The following is a 17,977-nucleotide window of genomic DNA, read 5'->3' as shown; positions in this document are numbered from 1 at the left end:
TTATACTTACCTTATACTAAAATGTAAACCTATTTGAAGACAAATTTTATCTTGCATGATAAATCTGGTTCAAAAGTTCCGTTACGTTCGTTTGCCCCGCCGGATCGTCAGTCGCCAAAAACTGACCGCGCGCAACAAACTCCACTAGTGTAGCACAAAATTCTGCAACATCGGGAATAAATCTTTCCTCCACCGGGTAGAGCGCCCCCAAACAATAACTGAATTCTCCAAGAATCTGCTCTAGCAATATCGGATCCTTCTCAAGCTTTTGCTCGAGCCAGCGTTGTCCGGTAACGTATAAATTAGTTTTGAAGAAAAAATCTGTCGTTGCCGGCACAAAGTCAAATGGTTGATCAAGCACGGTTACCTTCACCGTCTCTTCCAGACGCAAGCGAATTAGGTCCTCCACCAAAAAAGTCTTGTTCTGCACGTTCATGTTTGGCAGTGTGAGGTACAGCCGCGCCAATTGCAGGTAATCGGTTTGGCTGAGCTGATGGAGCTGTCGAATAGCTGTCTGGGTGAATAATCGACCAGTCGAGAACAGAGCCAGACTCGCCTCAAATATCTCACCCCTCTTCTCACCAGTGACGGGCTCAGCCAAGTTTGCATCAACCTTATCCTGGTATAAAGCAAACTCATTTGCATCATAAATTCGGCTCACTTGGGCCACAATCTGTTGTTGTTCGATGTGCAGGTGATTTATGGCCAACACTTTTTGATACAATTCAAACACGTTAATATCTGAAAAAAGATCGGGCATCTCCTTAATTGTAAGGTAAGCCTGATCTTTTTCTTGCAGTTCTAACTCAATCTCTACGAGTTGTCGACTAATCTGCGGCTCCACACTAATCTTATTTGCCTCAACAAGATAATCCCGTGCAACATCAAAATTTTGCGTAACAACAGCATCAGCAGCCAACCTCATAAACTCCACTTGAGTTTTACTTAGCGTCATTTTGTTCCTCTGCCTTGTTCTTGACCAGGTTACGGTGCCTGTTCTGGTTAACTTCCATAATTACCGGTAGAATCACAGGCTTCCTGTGCGTTTGATCGTAGAGAAATTTCTCAAGATCACTTCTAACATCTTGTTTCAAATCGTTCCAATCAAATTTCTTATTCTCAAAATTATTGGTAATTGCGGTTTTTACAACTTCAATAGCCTGATTCATTAAGTCACGGTTAGCCTTAATATAGACGAATCCACGCGTTGTTACCTTTGGCTGTGAGATGATTTTCTTCTTTTTCCGATCAATTGTGACCGCAGTAATGAAAATACCATCGTCGGACAATACCTTACGATCACGCAGGACAATCGTGCCAATATCGCCAATTCCAGAACCATCAATCATCATATCATCAGCAGGTACGGGCGTTGACAAGTGGAACCCATCCTCCTCATACCGCAGAGTATCACCATTCTTTGTAATGAAGATATTCTCCGGCTGGACACCAGCTTCAACAGCCAGTTCAGAGTGATTTGCTAGCAGACGGTATTCACCTTCAACCGGAATAAGATACTGCGGCTTTAACAGGTTGAGCATCAGTTGTAAATCACGTTTAGTTGCGTGACCACTCGAGTGGATATCACGGCCAATCTCCTTTACCTCACCGCCAGCACGATAAACCAGATCTGCAGTGCGCGCTACGTTTGTCTCCATTGCGTGAGATGGTGTGGTGGTGATAAAGACTAGGTCGCCCTCTTGAATCTTAATCAAACGGTGGCGATTTGTCGCCATCTTTTGCAGTGATTTCAATGGTTCGCCTGTTTTGCCGGTTTCTAGAATTACCAGATTCTCAGGATTGACCTGCTTGATATCCTTTGTCTGAATGAGCAAATCTTCTTCCGGTAACGTGAGGTAATTCAATTTCAACGCCGTGCGTACTATCTTTGCCAAATCCCGACCAGTTAGCAGAACCTTCCTGTCCGATGCTGCTGCGGCATTAAATACCTGCTGAATTCTTGAAATATTCGAAGCAACGGAAGCAACAATGATTCTACCTGTATGATATTTAAAAGTATCCAGTACATACTCTTCTATCTCGCGCTCACTAGCATTCTCATACGGAGCCTCTGCATTGGTGGAATCACTAAGTAAAGCGAGTACGCCCTCCTGACCAAGTTTGGCCAAACGACCGAAATCAGTCGCATACATTGGCTTTGCAGATTGATCAAATTTGAAGTCCCCGGTATAAACTATGTGACCATAAGCAGTCTTCAACGCAATACCGATTGACCCAGGGATTGAATGTGTGACCTTAAAGAAGCTAACGGATGTCTTGCCAAACTCAATCTCGGTATCCGCATCAATCTTGTGAAATGTACTATTCTTGACCTTCTTATTCTCTTTCTCAACCGTAATCTTTGCCAGTTCGATGGTCAATTCCGAGCCAAAAACAGGTATATCATATTGCCGCAGAATATATGGTAATGCACCAATTGAATCTGCGTGTCCGTGAGTCAGGAAAATACCGGCGATCTTGTCGATATTCTCCTCGAAAAATTTCAACTCGGGAATGACAATGTCAATACCTAGCAACTCTGTTTCTGGATACTTGAGTCCTGCATCGAGAATGAAAATCTCATCGTCAACTTGAACGGCGTACATATTCTTACCGTTCTCACGGACGCCTCCCAAAATCATTATTTTGATATCTTGCTTCATTTTTTTACCTCATCATATTTGTTTAGCTTAAAACTATGGACCGATTATGGTCGAAACGATAACTAACTAGTTAATTCTAACATAAAGCCCGAACAAAGTGATAGTAATAAAAAAACCGGCCACATATGTGTCCGGTTGTCGCTTAACGACGTAAGCCTAAGCTCTTGATTAATTCACGATATCTTGTAACATCTTTATTACGTAGGTAAGCAAGTAAGTTACGACGGTGACCAATCTTCTTCAAAAGACCAACATATGAATGATGATCCTTCTTGTGAATACGTAAATGTTCATTTAATGAATTGATCTCTTCGGTCAAGACAGCAACTTGCACCTCTGGTGAACCAGTGTCTCCTTCGTGTGTAGCATACTTGCTAATGATTTCGTTCTTCTTCTCTTTTGAGATAGCCATGGTTGTTCCACCTTTCAAATAATTGCCACTAACAACGCTTATCGTCGGTGAGTCGATAGGCAGCGTTAGTGGTTCCGAAGTAGTATTCTACACTATTGCTTTGTTACGTGCAAATAATTTTTAACTTGCAAGGAAGTTATTTCTTCAGTATAATAAAGACCGCTGAGATTTAAAACTATTTTACGGAGGTGATTTTAATGCCACAAATCAAATCAGCTATCAAACGTGTTAAAACAGCTAATGCTGCCAGCGCGAAAAATTCTGCTCAATTAAGTAGTTTACGTACTGCAGTAAAGAAGTTTAAGGTAGCGCAAGCCGCTGGTGCAGAAAACGCCTCTGAACTACTTAAAGACGCAATCCGTGCAATCGACAAAGCTGCTTCTAAGGGATTGATTCACAAGAACAAGGCTAACCGTGACAAGTCACGCTTAACATACCTAGCTAAATAAGTATTTTTTAAAGAGAACGTAGATGATTATCATCTATGTTCTTTTTTTGTCGCTAAAAAGTTAACAGAAAGCTCTTCAGCGGCGTCTCACCTTGAAACTGACCACTTTTGTAGCCAAATTCAAGCTCAATTATGCCCTTCTGTTTTGCAACCAGCATGGCCAGCGCTGCACGATTTTGAAGTGCAAGTTTAACACGATATGGGTGGGCCTTTAATGCGGCCACTATCTCTCCCTCACTCATCCGCTTACTTAGAATCTTCACTGACACGATAAAACTAAGTTGGCTCGAGAGGATCGATGTGAGCTGCACGACCGCAGTACCCTGTCGCATTTGGTCGTCAAACAGCGTCAGCATCTGAGTATAGTCGTGCTTCAGCGCAGCAGTAAGCACTTCGAAGATATTCTGTTCAATACTCTGCTCAATATTTGCCCGCACTAATTCCACCGTAATGGTATGCGTGCTAGTTGCGCTATACAACTTGTTTAAATTAGCAATTAACGGATCAATTTGGTTGTTGGAGCGATTCAGCAACTCTTTTTTAGCTGTGGGTTCAATCGTGAAATCATGCTCCCCTACTAGTTCGTCAACCAACTGCGGTAAAACAAATGGTTTGAAATCAGTCAGCATGACTTGAAAATGCTGTTTAACCAGCTTGAGCAGTTTTCGTCGTTGGTCTAGCTTAGCTACGTCTGCCTTCAATACAACCACATGATCCAAGGTATCTATTTGTGCAAAAATATTTTCCAACTCTGTCAATTCATGCTGCTTGAAACTAGTTAATTTGCCGGTAAGAAACAGCGGGTTTTTGACCACAATAATCTTCTGCGTACTAAATAAGGAAGATTCTGCTAATGTCGCAATTAACTCATCTAGCGGTTCAAGTTCCAAATCTAGTGTAATTCGTTCATATCCAACAAACGTTGGTTGTGCCAAATAATCCGCTAGTAAGAGGTCGTTCAGGCTAGCGGAGGAGCCGGAAATTAACAGATTTGGTTTATTTGGATTAGTTATTTTGAAAAATGATTTGAGAGCCATATTTACCTTACTTTAAATAATAGTTGAGCCAATTCAGCCCAAACGGATTAAAATACCAGTTAATCATACCACATTCAGCGGTATTTAATGACCGGATATCATACGTCTGCAGCTTATCAAGCGTTTCCTGGTGCGGATGGTGATACCGATTATTTCTCCCTGCGGAAATAAATGCCACACGGGGATTTACGGCCAAAAGAAAACTCTCATCAGTAGATGTTTTACTACCATGGTGTCCTAGTTTGAGAAAATCAGCCTGAATATCTGCCGTTTGTCGAATAATTTTCTGTTCACCAGCAATGTCTAAATCGCCGGTAAAGAGCCATTTTTTCCGTCCAATACTCACCTTAAGTGCCACGGAATCTTCATTTGTACCCAATCCCGCAATGCTCGGGTGCAACACATCGATTGTAATTGTACCAATTAACAGCTGATCCCCTGCCTGTACTGGTATGAGTTTGACTTGCTTTAGAAATGGCCGTATTTTACGTTGGAAACTCGGATTAGCCTGCATCCCGATTCCAAAGTACAGCTTATTGACCGTAAAATTTTCTAGTAAATCGGCTAAATCACCGATATGATCAGCATCCTGATGACTCAGGAAAACGGCATCGATGTGTGTGATTCCTTGGCTTTTAAGAAAGGGCAGAGAAACCTTTTCAAAGTTACTCCTCCTAGGCTTGGTACCGCCGAAGTTGAGTCGTCCACCAGTATCAATTAAGACAGTCTTACGATTAATCGGGGTCGTCAACAAAATACTATCTCCTTGGCCAACATCAATAAAGGTTACTTGACCATTAATTGGAAACAGATTCAAAAGGATATTTAACGCCAATAGAATGAGCCCGGTATACAGGCAGAATCTTCGTTTAGCCTGCTCACTCCAAAAGATGAGCCAGCTTATCAGCAAGAAAGTTACACTAAACGTAATTACCTGCGCTAATTGACCAAATACGACGTTTCCAAGGCCGACTCTCCCTAAAAACGAAACGCCACCGGAAAGGATACTAAGAATTTGCTCCGCCGGTGGAATCAGCCCCGGCATGAGCGCACCACAAATAACCACCCCCACCGTTACCGGTAGAATGATGAAATTAAATAGTGGAATGGCCAAGAAATTATAAAAGATGGTCAAGATATTCAGTTCAAAAAAATTGAATAAGAGAATTGGCGTGATCAACATATTGAGTCTAGCCGACTGGCCCACAGATCCCATTCTCGGCATGATTTTCAGACCAAGAACCATCAAATAACTCAGTTGCGCTCCTACATTTAAGAATAATTGTGGCATCAACAATTGGTGAATTAGCGCAACAATACCGAATTGATCTAGCGTACCAATGCGTTTCTTCGACAGCTTCGCAAGGATAGATACCACGTAAGCCAACGAGGCCCGAACCAGTCCTGCTTGAAAATCACCAATTATACAGACCACTAGCAGAAGCAATACCAAAGAAGCATATTTGACACGTTGATTGATTTTGCACAGATTAAAAAGAAAGGTGACTACCTGGGTATACAGTAAAACGTGCATTCCCGATAAACTTAGCAGATGAATAATACCGATATTTCTGAAATCATCCACCAGATTGTGCTCCCCTGTCCCTAAATTCTCGCCGAGGAACAACTCTCCCGAGAAGAACCTCAAGTTCTCAGGCAGTTGCGAAAGCCACTGGCGCAGCCTTGCTCTAAATTGAATAATTCGATCACTTAAAGTCACCTGCTTTTTGGCAATTAGATATTTGGTAAGCGTTAATGCGTACTTGATGCGCTTTCGTTTGTAGAACTCCCTGAGGTTAAATTCACCAATATTAGTCGCTTCAGTAATTAATTCCGCTTTAAATTGGTTGATTTTTACGAGAAATGGTAGACCCGCAGCCACCATCCTACGCATTTGTGGTGTTGGCTTAAGCTGCAACGTCACCGTCTGCTCGGCACTCGTGGCCTCACCATAGAAAAAGTCATCTTTCAGAGTCACCTTATCGGGACGGATGACGTAAATTGGTGAGCGCTGATTCGGTGCAGCCAATGCCTCAAATTTTTTATCCTGAAAGTACCCAAGAAGCAACACAATTAACGGTAACAGAATCAATAAATCAAGCTGCCGTTTATTCAGAACCATAAGCAAAAAGTAGCTTAATAGTACGAGTAATAATAAGAAACTCGCCAGCGTATTCTTATTCAAGAATGTCAGGACAGACAGCAAACTAAGCCCGGCCAAGACGAAAAACTTACCCGAGCTAAACAAATTCGTTACATCAAACGGTGACTTGATCGGCAAGACCTTCAAATGTTTTATCTCCAATACCACTCACATTGGTTAGTTCCTTGGCGTCCTTAAACGGGCCATTCTCTTCACGATATGTGACAATCTGTTCGGCCTTTTTCTCACCGATGCCGTTTAATTCCTGCAGCTCCGAGACCGTTGCCTGGTTAATGTCAATCTTCGCTGCAGCGGCCGTACCTTTTCCGGAGCCTGCGTCCCCAGTAGTATTTTCACTAATACCGACGGCTGGAGCGTTTTCTCCCTGATACGGCACATAAATTTTGGCCTCGTCAGTCAAAATCAGCGCCCGGTTGATTGCCTTTAAATCGGCTTTAACATCAATACCACCGGCAAGCTTGATCAAGTCATTTAACCTTGCTCCCGCCGCAATTTGATAGACACCCTCATGCGCTACCGCACCGAAGATATCTACGGTAATTCTGGTATTCTTCTGCTCCTTCTTGCTTGTCGCGCGCGCATTCTTTACTGTGCTCTGACCACTGCTTGACGAATTAGATACATCTTTAAATACCTGTTCGTTATCCACCGGTTGGGTAAAAAGCTTCATTGCGATTAATAATCCGCCAGCAAGCAACACGATTGCGCCAATCACATAAGCCTTCTTTTGCTTTAATAATTCCACGTACTTCATTAGTAATCACCTCTAATTGTAAGTACGCAAAAAAACACAACATCCATCAATGTTGTGTTAAATAATTTAATGCATCAGTGAAGTTCTTCACCGGCACGATTTTCATCTCTGTCTTTAACTTTTTGGCCGCCGTGACTGCTTCGGCGTAATTAGTGGTTCTTTTGGTCATCCCTGGCAGGCGTTCACTCGGAGCAAAAAATATTTTTGCTCCTTTTTTGGCAGCTGCAGCCACCTTCTTATCAATGCCCCCGATTGAGCCAACATGACCTGTTTCATCGATCGTGCCTGTCCCAGCAATTTTGCGGGATTGGGCAATATCTTGATGAGCAAGCTGCTGGTAGAGCTCAAGCGTAAACATCAATCCCGCGGAAGGTCCACCAATATCCGTGATATCGGCATGGACCGCCGGTGTACTGGTGACCCGCGACTTCTCCGTTAACGTGATGCCAATACCGACTCTTTTCGTCTCGGGCAATTTCGTGGCTTGACCACTAATTACTTGGGTCCTACCGGCCCTTTGCACACCAATCCTAATCGTCTGACCTAGTTTGACACCAGCGAAATAAGCAATCAACTCTTTGGAATCATGAAAAGTATGGCCGTCGACTTGATTAATCACATCGCCAACCGCTAATTTTCCTTTGAAATCAGAACTAGCTAGAACATCCATCACATAGATTCCTTCAAAAGTTTTTTTGACCGGAACGTGTGCGGTTTTGGCGGCAAAATAGACCGCATTATTGATTGAATCTGCCATGTAGAATTGTTCAACCTTATTATGTTCCTCTGTGGTATTATCACCATCAATTTCTTTCTTCGGTACAAGTTCACTAAAACTACGCCACGAATTCGTCAGGTAATCAAACACCATGGCGGGTCGGATGGACACCGCTGTAAAATAAAAACCACCGCTGTGACTTTGCGGTTGATCAATCTTGAAATACTTGCTTACTTGATAGGCACCACCGGGAGTTTCTACGTAGTATTTTGTCGGTAAAAAGAGGCCGGCGACAACTACGCAAACGGCCAGCACTAACCAAACTAGTTTATAACTCTTTCGTTTAATTATATTGGGCTGAACTTTCATAAATCAATCCTAATCTAACAACTTCTGTTGCAATGCCTGGGCTACTTCTTGGGGTACTAACTCCTTCAAGTTACCACCAAAAATTGCAATTTCTTTAATCATACTCGACGAGATGTAACTTTCTGTTGGGTCGGCAAGCATGAATACCGTCTCGAGTGTTGGATCCTGCGTCTTGTTCAGCGCTGCAATTGCCCGCTCGTAACTGAAATCTTGCTCGTTTCTAAGCCCTCGGAGGATGAAATCAGCCTTTAATTCATGGGCAACATCGACCGTCAGGCTGGCGGTCCGGCTGACCACTTCAACGTTATCAAGGTAACGCAAGCAAACTTTGGCCAAGGTAACTCGTTCAGACTGGTCAAATAAATACTTTTTCTGCGTATTTGTTAACACCACAAAGTAAATTTTGTCGAACAACTTGCTTGCACGTTCGAGTGTCTTTAAGTGACCATTTGTGATTGGATCGAAGCTCCCTGGAAAAATTGCTGTGCTCATCATCTACTGCTCCCTTTGATAAATTCTGATTGTTGTGTGTCCGTAGTTCAAAGTTTTCTGTAAGCTAGTGCCTGGTACCGTCATTAGCTCCGTCTGTTCATCTGTCTCAGCTACAACCAGAGCGCCTGGTGCTAACAGGTCCAAATCAAGCATCTTGGTTATAATCTGGCTAATCTTTTGTTTAGCATACGGCGGATCTAAGAAAACCAGGTTAAATTGGCAACTCTGTTGCACTAACTGCTGTAATGCCACAGTGTCAGGACGCTTGATTACCGTGAACTTGTCTGTTTCTTTAGTCAACGCCACATTCTTTTTGATAATCTCAATTGCTCCGGCCGCAATGTCCACCAAATAGGCCTTGTCCATTCCCCTTGAAACAGCTTCAATTCCCAATGCACCACTGCCCGCATACAAATCAAGGACCTGGCCACCATCAAAGAACTGGCCGAGGCTATTAAAGAGTGATTCCTTTACTTTGTCACCTGTAGGACGCGTCAGATTACTCTTTAATGTGAATAGGTTTCGTCTAGCATATTGCCCTGCAATAATTCTCACTAATGTTTCCCCCTCTCTGCCTCATTATGTTGCTGTGCCTCAAGTTTAACCTGTTCCATCAGCTCTTTCTCGTGGGCAAGGTCAAAGTCTAACTTTAGTACGTTTGAAGACTGGATTCTGCGCACAAAATGAGCCCGTTGGAGACTATGCCGAATATCGTGTACCTTCTCCTTTGGCACATAAAGATAAACATATTTCAGTGCCTTCGAAGCATGGACTACATTGCCATATTGAAAGAGCTTCTTTTGGTCATTAAAATTACGCAGCCAAACCACTAGTCCTACGCGATTATTGAATTTTTCACCCAAATTAACTTGCACTGGCAATCTCCTCCTCTGACTTAATTCGTTCATTCGCTGCAATATTTAAGACGAGCGCAATCGAAGCTGTCAACACTAATAGACTTGATCCCCCATAACTAATGAATGGCAACGTTACACCGGTAATTGGTAGCAGTCCCAGCACGGCACCGATGTTGAAGAAAGTCTGAATAAAAATCATCGTAGCCACACCAAAACAAACGAGCGAATTAAATGAATCATTCGACTTCAATCCGACCATCGTAATGCGCCAGATCAGAAAGAACATTAACGCCAAAATGGCAGCAGCACCGATCACACCAAGTTCCTCCGTAATAATGGAGAAGATAAAGTCGGTATATGGTTCTGGTAAATAGCCGCGCTTTTGGATACTATTACCCAGCCCAACACCGAACAAACCACCGTTATGAATGGCATAGTAAGAATTGACTAGTTGAGCACCACCGTGCTGTTCCAGTTTAAATGGGTTGATGAAAGAGAGGAGGCGCTGAAATTGATAACTATCCTGTAAGAATGGCGGATTCCACCAGATTAAGCCCGCAACCCCTAACACGATCATACTGATGAGCAGGACGTCGAGTAGAATGACGCGCCTTGAGGGGATGCCCGCGACCGAGAACATAATGATAGTAATCAGGAAGAGAATAGCCGCCCCGCCTAAATCGGGCTGGAAAAATGTGAGAAGCATCAAAAAAATTGCGATAATTGAAGGTGCCGTTAGTTCATAGACGATGCGACCTGGAACGAATCGCCCATCACGATTGGCCAAAATAAAACCCAGATAGAGAATTAAAATCAACTTGGCAAATTCCACTGGTTGGATATTAAATGAACCTAGGTTAATCCACCCAACCGCACCGTTAACCGCGGCAGAGTCCCCTTTGACAAGCTTCAAAACCATCAGGTACAGCAGCATCGCAATTACCCCGAATAACAGGACCTTGATGAGTGACTTGCTCTTAAACAGCCGAATTTTAAGTGAGAAAACGATGCCCCCGATGAACAACGCCAAGACGGCGAAGATTAATTGTCGTTTGAGGTAGCTCGTTGGGTCTAGCTTGTTGATAATCATCAAATCCGAACTTGCGGAATAGATCATCACTAGGCCGATAGTCATCAATAACAGAAAAGGTATGAAGATGCCATAATCTAAATATTTAATTTTACTTCGCACAATTGGTACTCCCCTAAAATCAGTCTTGCCTAATTATATCACGTGCATCCGTTTAGATAAAAAAAACTGAACAGTTGTACTGTTCAGTAATTTAAGTATCGGACTACTAATTAGTTAGCCATCCCTTTTTTCTTATCAAATTTTTGACGTTCTGTTGTATTCAGAATCTTCTTCCGCAGACGAATACTCTTTGGTGTTACCTCACAGTATTCATCATCGTTCAAGAATTCAATCGACTGTTCTAACGAAAGAGTCTTAGGTGTCTTAATTGAGGCAGAGTGATCCTTACCTGACGCACGGGTATTGGTCAAATTCTTTCCCTTTGTAACGTTAACCGCAATGTCTCTGTCACGTGAAGATTGACCAACAATCATTCCTTCGTAAACTTCAACTTGTGCGCCGATGAATAACTGACCCCGATCCTCAACGGATTGGAGTGAGTAAGTTGTCGAGTTACCTTGGTTAATTGACACTAAAGCACCATTTCGCCGGCCTGGTTCCCAATTTTTGATAGCTGGAGCGTATTCTTCAAACGTGTGGCTCATAATACCATAACCACCTGTGAGGGACATAAACTCGTTAGAATAGCCAATTAAGCCTCGTGATGGTGCGAGGAAGACAAGTCTAGTCTGACCATTACCGACAGACTCCATGTTCTTCATCTCGGCCTTTCTCTGAGACATAGTATCAATGACTGAACCGACATACTCGTCAGGTGTATCAATCTGTACTGATTCAAAAGGCTCCGACTTAACCCCGTCGATGTCGCGGTAGATAACTTCAGGACGAGATAGTTGTAACTCAAATCCTTCACGACGCATTTCCTCAACCAGGATTGAAAGATGGAGCTCACCACGACCAGAAACTACCCAAGCACCCGGCAAATCAGTGTCTTCAACTTTCAGCGAAACGTCGGTTCTAGTTTGCTTAAGCAGGCGTTCTTCGAGCTTTCTAGCAGTCACAAACTCACCTTCACGACCGACAAATGGTGAATTGTTCGCTAGGAACGTCATTTGTAGAGTTGGTTCATCAATGTGGAGAGGTGGCAAAGCTTCTTGGTGATCAACCGGTGTGATTGTTTCACCAACATAAATGTCGTCCATTCCGGAGATTGCAATGAGATCGCCGGCTTTAGCGTCCTGAATTTCCGTTCTCTTTAGACCAAAGTAACCAAACAGCTTAGTCACACGGAAGTTTTTGGCAGTACCATCAACCTTCATCACAGATACTTGGTCACCAATCTTAATCTTACCGCGGAAAATCCGGCCAACACCAATTCGACCAACGTAATCATCATAATCAAGCATCGTTATTTGAAATTGTAACGGCTCGTCTGAGTTATCAATTGGTGCAGGAATCGTATTCAAAATAGTTTCAAAAATTGGATCCATCGTGTGTTCTTGTGTATCCAGCTCAGGCTTGTAGCTAGAAGTACCGTTCAACGCACTTGCGTACAGAACAGGGAACTCCAGTTGGGATTCGTCAGCACCAAGTTCGATGAATAATTCAAGGACTTCATCCTCAACTTCTGCAGGACGGGCACCTGGGCGGTCAATCTTGTTAATGACCACAATTGGTGTCAACTTCTGCTCTAATGCCTTCTTTAGTACGAAACGAGTTTGGGGCATTGTTCCTTCGTACGCATCAACAACGAGTAAAACACCGTCAACCATCTTCATGATTCGCTCAACTTCACCACCAAAGTCGGCATGTCCTGGCGTATCCAAAATGTTGATTTTAGTGTCCTTATAGCTTACAGCTGTATTCTTGGATAAAATAGTAATCCCACGTTCACGCTCGATTGCATTCGTATCCATCGCACGATCCTCAATCTGGATGTGCTCAGCCAAAGTATCTGATTGCTTCAAGAGCTCGTTCACCAAAGTAGTTTTACCGTGGTCAACATGGGCGATAATCGCAATGTTTCTTATGTCGTTTCTAATTTTCAAAAAAGTTTTCCTCCCTGACCTCATAAAAAAACTGTGACGCAGTCACAGCTTACCATGTAAAACTTCCATAGCAGTTTCATGAAGTTGTTTCGTACTAATAATTACGTTTTCAGATTTTAGCATACTTGGTGGCTCACCGTCAATCGTTGTGACCCGCAAACCAAGTTTTTCCGCAATGAATCTGCCGGCGGCTAAGTCCCACGGTTGTAGGTGGGAGATATAGGCAATCTGTTTCTGATCAAAAATTTCTGTAAATTCAATTCCAGCACTTCCAAGAATTCTGAGTCCCAGTGAGCGTTTGATTAAACTCTGAACCGCAAAGCGGTCCTCTAACACGAAATAACTGCTAACAGAAACTAACCCTTCGCTGATATCCCTGTCCGGCACAGGCGGCATTTCCACCCCATTTTTGAAAATACCGGTATTCTTCGAGCCATAATAACTAACGGAGTTGGTCACATCATGAATGATGCCAGCAAATGGATCTCCATCCCGATAGACGCCCACCATCACCGCGAAATGGTCATATTGCTGCACGAAATTCATTGTTCCGTCAATCGGATCAACAAAAAAGACCAGACCAGCCATCGATTCAAGTGAATGTGCATTATATTCCTCACTCACAATCTTTGCGGACGGATATCGCTCTTCAATTAAGCTGTTGATTCTGCGTTCCACAAGCTTATCAACGTTAGTCACCAAATCTCTCTTGCTGGTCTTATTCGCCACCGTCATGTCGTGGTGATTAGTTGTGATTATTTGAACTGCTTCTGTAACAAACAAATTTAAATCCTGCAACAACTGATTCTCATTCATGAAAAAACCTCACTTACGTAGGAAATTGTACCATAAACTACGCTAAGATGTACGAAAAAAGCCGGTCTAAGACCGGCTTAATTACGCTTGAAAAAACAACTATTTTTAGATATGAGTTGGGAAACCAGTAGCAACATCGCCAGCTTCCATGATTGCCTCACCAAGAGTTGGGTGTGGATGGATTGTCAATGCCAAATCCTCAACATTCGCTCCTGCTTCAAGTGCAAAGGTTAATTCCGAAATCAAGTCTGAAGCGCCTGCTCCAGCAACCTGTGCACCTAGTAGCTCACCAGTTTCGGGTTCGGAAATCAATTTCACAAATCCCTCAGTTTGATCAAGGGAGATCGCACGACCATTTGCGACAAATGGGAATTTAGAAACCTTAACCTTGTGGCCATCTTTTTTGGCATCTTTTTCAGTCAGTCCAGCAGTACCAAGTTCTGGATCGGTATAGCAAACGGCTGGCATTGCTACATAATCAACCGTGCTTGGTTTGCCTGCGATTGCTTCTGCGGCTACCTTACCTTCGTAGCTTGCCTTATGGGCAAGGGAAGCACCAGCAACGATATCACCAATTGCATAGATATTCTTCTTGTTGGTTCTACCTTGTTCGTCTACTTTGACCAAACCGCGTTCGGTTTTTTCGATTCCCGCAATTTCTAGTCCAATGTCGTTGGTATTAGGACGACGACCAACAGTCACCATAACATAGTCTGCAGCAACTTTATTTAATTTGCCATCAGCTTCATAGCTAACCTCAACGCCATTAGCTGTTTCCACTGCCTCTTTAGCCATCGCACTTGTAACAACGGTGACACCCTTCTTCTTATAGCTATCAAGAACTAGCTTAATCATATCCTTATCGAAGTTAGGCAGAATTGAATCTGTTCCTTCGAGGATAGTTACGTGCGCGCCCAAGTTAGCGTATGCACCTGCAAGTTCAGAACCGATATAGCCACCACCGATTACTACAAGCTCTTTTGGCACTTCTGGTAGATTAAGTCCGCCAGTTGAGTCAAGCACCCGTTTGCCAAATTTGAAGCCCTTGATTTCGATTGGCCGTGAGCCAGTTGCGATAATCAAGTTCTTAAATGTATATGTTTGTGCACTATCTTTTTGAATCACGCGCAGCGAATGATCATCTTTCAAGAACGCATTACCCATGATCAAATCAATCTTGTGTTTCTTAAATAGCATGTTGACACCGCCGGTAAGACGGTCAACAACCTTATGTTGTTTCCAGTCTTGCGTTTTAGCAAAATCTATTTTGACATTCTCTGCGCTAACACCGAAAACAGATGAGTCTAGACTTTGTTGGAAACGATGACCTGCATTAATTAACGCCTTCGAAGGAATACACCCGACGTTCAAACAAACGCCGCCAACGAACTCCTTCTCGATTACTGTCACCTTCTGGCCCAATTCTGCAGCGTGAATAGCTGCAACGTAACCACCAGGTCCAGCACCAATTACTATTGTATCTAAGTCTATTGCAAAATCGCCTACAACCATGTCTAATTAACCTTCCATCAATAATAATTCAGGATCTGCAAGCAGTTCCTTTAATCTATTCATTGCACGTTGTGCTGTACCACCATCAATCAGACGGTGATCAAACGATAGTGAGAGCTTTAATACTTTGCCTGCTACCACTTCGCCGTCAGCATTGACAGTTGGTTCTGTCGCAATCTTACCGAAGCCAAGAATTGCCACTTCAGGATAGTTGATAACCGGAGTAAACCAACCACCACCGATGGAGCCAATATTACTAATTGTAATTGTGCCATTACGCATGCTGTCAGCAGAAAGTTTATTATCTTGAGCTAATGCTGCGTTTTCGGAGATTTCTGTTGCAATTGTGAACAGACTCTTTGCGTCGGCATGCTTAATGTTAGGTACATATAGTCCATGTGGCGTATCTGTTGCAATTCCGATGTTGTAACTATTGTGATATACAACTTCTTGTGTTGAATCATCTATTGAAGCGTTCAAAGTTGGGAATTCCTTGGCAACAATCGTCAGCGCCTTAACTACGTATGCCAAGAATGTCAGCTTAATACCGCGATCAGCAGCAACCTGTTTGAAGTGCTTCCTGTGCGCCATCAACTTCGAAACTTCTACATCATCAAATAGCGTTACATGTGGAGCTGTATGTTTACTTGTGGTCATTGCCTTTGCAATTGCGCGACGAGTTGGGCTCATCTTCTCACGTGTATCTTCGTCAGATTGGGGGATACTTGTTGGTTTAGGTGCAGCTACAGGTGCGCTCGCAGCAACCGGTGCGCTTTGTGGTGCAGCCGCAGCAGGAACAACAACTGCTCCACCATTTGACTTGAAGCCATCAATGTCTGCATTAACTACATGACCGTTCTTACCACTTGGCGTAACTTGAGTGATGTCCACGCCTTGTTCTTTCGCATACTTTCTTACGGAAGGCATTGCCAATACCTTTGCCCCTGATTGCGCAGCTGGAGTGCCCGTTGCAGGTGTTTCAGCTGTTGTTGGTGCTGTTGGTGCTGCGTTAGCACTTGCGGTTGGAGCAGCTTCAGCAGGCACGTCTCCCTGCACGCTCAATTGAATCAATGGTTGACCAACAGTGACTGTGTCACCCTCATTAGCCACAATTTCCACGATTTTTCCAGTTACTGGTGATGGAATTTCCTCGACAGACTTGTCGTTCTGAATTTCTACCAGAGTCTCGTCTTCCTTGATAGTATCGCCTACGGCAACGTGCCACTTAACAATTTCGCCTTCGGCGATTCCTTCACCTAGCTCTGGAAGTTTGAATTCGTAGTTTGCCCCGCCAGCAGGTGCGCTTGCTTGTGCGGGCTCTGTTGTCTCAGCAGGTGCGGCACTACTTGCGCCGGCGCCGTCACCATCAAACTCAACCATGTCTTGGCCAACAGTGACTGTATCACCCTCGTTAGCGAGAATTGCGGTTACTTTACCACTGTAAGGAGAAGGTATTTCTTCTACAGATTTATCATTTTGGATTTCTACCAGTGTTTCATCTTCCTTGATACTATCACCGACGGCAACGTGCCATTTGACAATCTCGCCTTCAGCAATCCCTTCACCAAGTTCTGGTAATTTAAATATCTTTGCCATGATCTAATTTACCCCTTACTAGAAATTTGCGATTTCTTTTGCTTTTGCTATGATGTCATCCGGATTTGGTAACCAGTCTTCCTCAGCAGAACTGAACGGATATGGAGTATCAGGTGCGGCAACTAGTCCAATTGGTGCTTCTAGTGAAAGAACTGCACGTTGAGAAACTTCAGACACTACTTGATTACCAACACCAGCTTGTCTCTGTGCCTCTTGCACAACAAGTAAGCGACCTGTTTTTTCAACGGATTTGACAATCGTATCTACATCAAGTGGCGCAATTGTGCGAAGATCAATCACTTCTGCATTGATATTATCGGCAGCCAATGCTTCTGCTGCCTTCAAACTGTCACGAACCCCTGCACCATACGACACGATAGTGAGGTCCGTTCCCTCTTTAGCAACATTAGCTTGGTCTAGAGGAAGTTCGTAAATTTCTTCTGGGACTTCTTCACGGAACGAGCGGTATAGTTTCATGTGCTCAAGGTAGATAACAGGATCATTTGAACGAATCGACGAGATCAAAAGTCCCTTTGCATCGTACGGATTGCTAGGAATAACTACTCGCAAGCCAGGTGTCTGTGCTACTAGACCCTCCAAGGAGTCTGAGTGCAGTTCTGGTGTATGCACACCACCACCGAATGGTGAGCGAATAGTAATTGGCATTTGTCTTGTGCCGTTCATTCTTAAACGTATACGGGACATTTGACCGGCAATTGAGTCCATCACTTCAAATAAGAAGCCAAAGAATTGGATTTCTGGAACCGGACGATAGCCCTTTAAAGCCAAACCAATTGAAAGACCACCGATGCCTGATTCTGCTAATGGCGTATCGAATACACGGTCCTCACCGTGTTTCTTCTGCAAATCTTCCGTTGCCCGGAAGACACCGCCATTCTTACCTACGTCTTCACCGAAAATTAAAACTTTTTCATCTGCGCCTAGTTCGAGATCAAGGGCATTGTTAATTGCTTGAATCATTGTCATGTTAGCCATGA

At 43.5% G+C, this 17,977-nt stretch carries 17 protein-coding genes; 1 reads left to right on the top strand and 16 read right to left on the bottom strand.

Annotated features, from left to right (window positions below; all coding sequences use genetic code 11):
• Nucleotides 1-46: 46 nt before the first annotated feature.
• The 3 genes from LA20533_RS07720 to rpsO form a co-directional block, all read right to left on the bottom strand.
• Nucleotides 47-955: a hypothetical protein gene (locus tag LA20533_RS07720; protein WP_056946090.1), complete on the bottom strand. Its 909-nt coding sequence runs from the start codon at nt 953-955 to the stop codon at nt 47-49.
• Nucleotides 942-2,663 (bottom strand): ribonuclease J, encoded by a 1,722-nt coding sequence (locus LA20533_RS07715; RefSeq protein WP_054745168.1) that lies wholly within the window; start codon nt 2,661-2,663, stop codon nt 942-944. The genes LA20533_RS07720 and LA20533_RS07715 overlap by 14 nt, the downstream gene beginning before the upstream one ends.
• Before the next feature lie 142 nt (nt 2,664-2,805).
• Entirely contained in the window at nt 2,806-3,075 is a 270-nt protein-coding gene (rpsO, locus tag LA20533_RS07710) for a 30S ribosomal protein S15 (RefSeq protein WP_054745171.1), read from the bottom strand.
• A gap of 197 nt (nt 3,076-3,272) precedes the next feature.
• On the opposite strand from rpsO, the gene rpsT reads away from it, so the two are divergent.
• The gene (gene rpsT, locus LA20533_RS07705) at nt 3,273-3,524 is read left to right on the top strand and encodes a 30S ribosomal protein S20 (RefSeq protein ID WP_056946089.1); all 252 of its coding nucleotides are present in this window, start codon (nt 3,273-3,275) and stop codon (nt 3,522-3,524) included.
• 52 nt (nt 3,525-3,576) lie between these two features.
• Here the strand turns inward: rpsT and holA are convergent, their stop codons facing one another.
• The 13 genes from holA to LA20533_RS07640 all read right to left on the bottom strand — a co-directional run bounded on the left by holA (nt 3,577) and on the right by LA20533_RS07640 (nt 17,975).
• Nucleotides 3,577-4,560, bottom strand: coding sequence for a DNA polymerase III subunit delta (holA, locus tag LA20533_RS07700; RefSeq protein WP_056946088.1), 984 nt, complete (start codon nt 4,558-4,560; stop codon nt 3,577-3,579).
• Between the two features lie 7 nt (nt 4,561-4,567).
• Nucleotides 4,568-6,850, bottom strand: coding sequence for a DNA internalization-related competence protein ComEC/Rec2 (locus LA20533_RS07695; RefSeq protein WP_056946087.1), 2,283 nt, complete (start codon nt 6,848-6,850; stop codon nt 4,568-4,570).
• Entirely contained in the window at nt 6,819-7,478 is a 660-nt protein-coding gene (locus LA20533_RS07690; RefSeq protein WP_056946086.1) for a helix-hairpin-helix domain-containing protein, read from the bottom strand. The genes LA20533_RS07695 and LA20533_RS07690 overlap by 32 nt, the downstream gene beginning before the upstream one ends.
• A 46-nt stretch (nt 7,479-7,524) precedes the next feature.
• The gene (locus LA20533_RS07685; RefSeq protein ID WP_056946085.1) at nt 7,525-8,565 is read right to left on the bottom strand and encodes a SepM family pheromone-processing serine protease; all 1,041 of its coding nucleotides are present in this window, start codon (nt 8,563-8,565) and stop codon (nt 7,525-7,527) included.
• 9 nt (nt 8,566-8,574) lie between these two features.
• Nucleotides 8,575-9,057 carry a pantetheine-phosphate adenylyltransferase gene (gene coaD, locus LA20533_RS07680; protein WP_056946419.1) on the bottom strand — a complete coding sequence of 161 codons (483 nt, stop codon included), beginning with the start codon at nt 9,055-9,057 and terminating at the stop codon, nt 8,575-8,577.
• A gap of 3 nt (nt 9,058-9,060) precedes the next feature.
• On the bottom strand, nt 9,061-9,612 hold the full coding sequence (gene rsmD, locus LA20533_RS07675; protein WP_054745191.1) for a 16S rRNA (guanine(966)-N(2))-methyltransferase RsmD: 552 nt from the start codon (nt 9,610-9,612) through the stop codon (nt 9,061-9,063).
• Nucleotides 9,612-9,932: a DUF2129 domain-containing protein gene (locus LA20533_RS07670; protein ID WP_054745193.1), complete on the bottom strand. Its 321-nt coding sequence runs from the start codon at nt 9,930-9,932 to the stop codon at nt 9,612-9,614. The genes rsmD and LA20533_RS07670 overlap by 1 nt, the downstream gene beginning before the upstream one ends.
• Entirely contained in the window at nt 9,922-11,106 is a 1,185-nt protein-coding gene (locus LA20533_RS07665; protein ID WP_056946084.1) for an FtsW/RodA/SpoVE family cell cycle protein, read from the bottom strand. Before LA20533_RS07665 ends, LA20533_RS07670 begins: the two co-directional genes overlap by 11 nt.
• 110 nt (nt 11,107-11,216) lie before the next feature.
• The gene (gene typA, locus LA20533_RS07660) at nt 11,217-13,055 is read right to left on the bottom strand and encodes a translational GTPase TypA (RefSeq protein WP_141322540.1); all 1,839 of its coding nucleotides are present in this window, start codon (nt 13,053-13,055) and stop codon (nt 11,217-11,219) included.
• 42 nt (nt 13,056-13,097) lie between these two features.
• Nucleotides 13,098-13,871: an inositol monophosphatase family protein gene (locus LA20533_RS07655; protein ID WP_056946082.1), complete on the bottom strand. Its 774-nt coding sequence runs from the start codon at nt 13,869-13,871 to the stop codon at nt 13,098-13,100.
• A gap of 105 nt (nt 13,872-13,976) precedes the next feature.
• A complete protein-coding gene (gene lpdA, locus LA20533_RS07650; RefSeq protein WP_056946081.1) occupies nt 13,977-15,383 on the bottom strand; it encodes a dihydrolipoyl dehydrogenase in 1,407 nt (468 codons plus the stop codon).
• A gap of 6 nt (nt 15,384-15,389) precedes the next feature.
• Nucleotides 15,390-16,979: a dihydrolipoyllysine-residue acetyltransferase gene (locus LA20533_RS07645; protein ID WP_056946080.1), complete on the bottom strand. Its 1,590-nt coding sequence runs from the start codon at nt 16,977-16,979 to the stop codon at nt 15,390-15,392.
• Nucleotides 16,980-16,997: 18 nt separating this feature from the next.
• Nucleotides 16,998-17,975, bottom strand: coding sequence for an alpha-ketoacid dehydrogenase subunit beta (locus LA20533_RS07640; RefSeq protein ID WP_056946079.1), 978 nt, complete (start codon nt 17,973-17,975; stop codon nt 16,998-17,000).
• Nucleotides 17,976-17,977 lie beyond the last annotated feature (2 nt).

This window comes from Amylolactobacillus amylophilus DSM 20533 = JCM 1125 (genome assembly GCF_001936335.1).
GTDB classification, from domain to species: Bacteria; Bacillota; Bacilli; order Lactobacillales; family Lactobacillaceae; genus Amylolactobacillus; species Amylolactobacillus amylophilus.
This window is presented reverse-complemented; position numbering and strand designations above follow the sequence as displayed.

Excerpts from the sequence above, each read along its gene's own strand:
- LA20533_RS07690 (WP_056946086.1), bottom strand. The coding sequence starts at position 7,478 with ATGAAGTACGTGGAATTATTAAAGCAAAAGAAGGCTTATGTGATTGGC.
- LA20533_RS07655 (WP_056946082.1), bottom strand. The coding sequence starts at position 13,871 with ATGAATGAGAATCAGTTGTTGCAGGATTTAAATTTGTTTGTTACAGAA.
- coaD (WP_056946419.1), bottom strand. The coding sequence starts at position 9,057 with ATGAGCACAGCAATTTTTCCAGGGAGCTTCGATCCAATCACAAATGGT.
- lpdA (WP_056946081.1), bottom strand. The coding sequence starts at position 15,383 with ATGGTTGTAGGCGATTTTGCAATAGACTTAGATACAATAGTAATTGGT.
- LA20533_RS07715 (WP_054745168.1), bottom strand. The coding sequence starts at position 2,663 with ATGAAGCAAGATATCAAAATAATGATTTTGGGAGGCGTCCGTGAGAAC.
- holA (WP_056946088.1), bottom strand. The coding sequence starts at position 4,560 with ATGGCTCTCAAATCATTTTTCAAAATAACTAATCCAAATAAACCAAAT.
- LA20533_RS07640 (WP_056946079.1), bottom strand. The coding sequence starts at position 17,975 with ATGGCTAACATGACAATGATTCAAGCAATTAACAATGCCCTTGATCTC.
- LA20533_RS07685 (WP_056946085.1), bottom strand. The coding sequence starts at position 8,565 with ATGAAAGTTCAGCCCAATATAATTAAACGAAAGAGTTATAAACTAGTT.
- rpsT (WP_056946089.1), top strand. The coding sequence starts at position 3,273 with ATGCCACAAATCAAATCAGCTATCAAACGTGTTAAAACAGCTAATGCT.
- LA20533_RS07645 (WP_056946080.1), bottom strand. The coding sequence starts at position 16,979 with ATGGCAAAGATATTTAAATTACCAGAACTTGGTGAAGGGATTGCTGAA.
- LA20533_RS07720 (WP_056946090.1), bottom strand. The coding sequence starts at position 955 with ATGACGCTAAGTAAAACTCAAGTGGAGTTTATGAGGTTGGCTGCTGAT.
- rpsO (WP_054745171.1), bottom strand. The coding sequence starts at position 3,075 with ATGGCTATCTCAAAAGAGAAGAAGAACGAAATCATTAGCAAGTATGCT.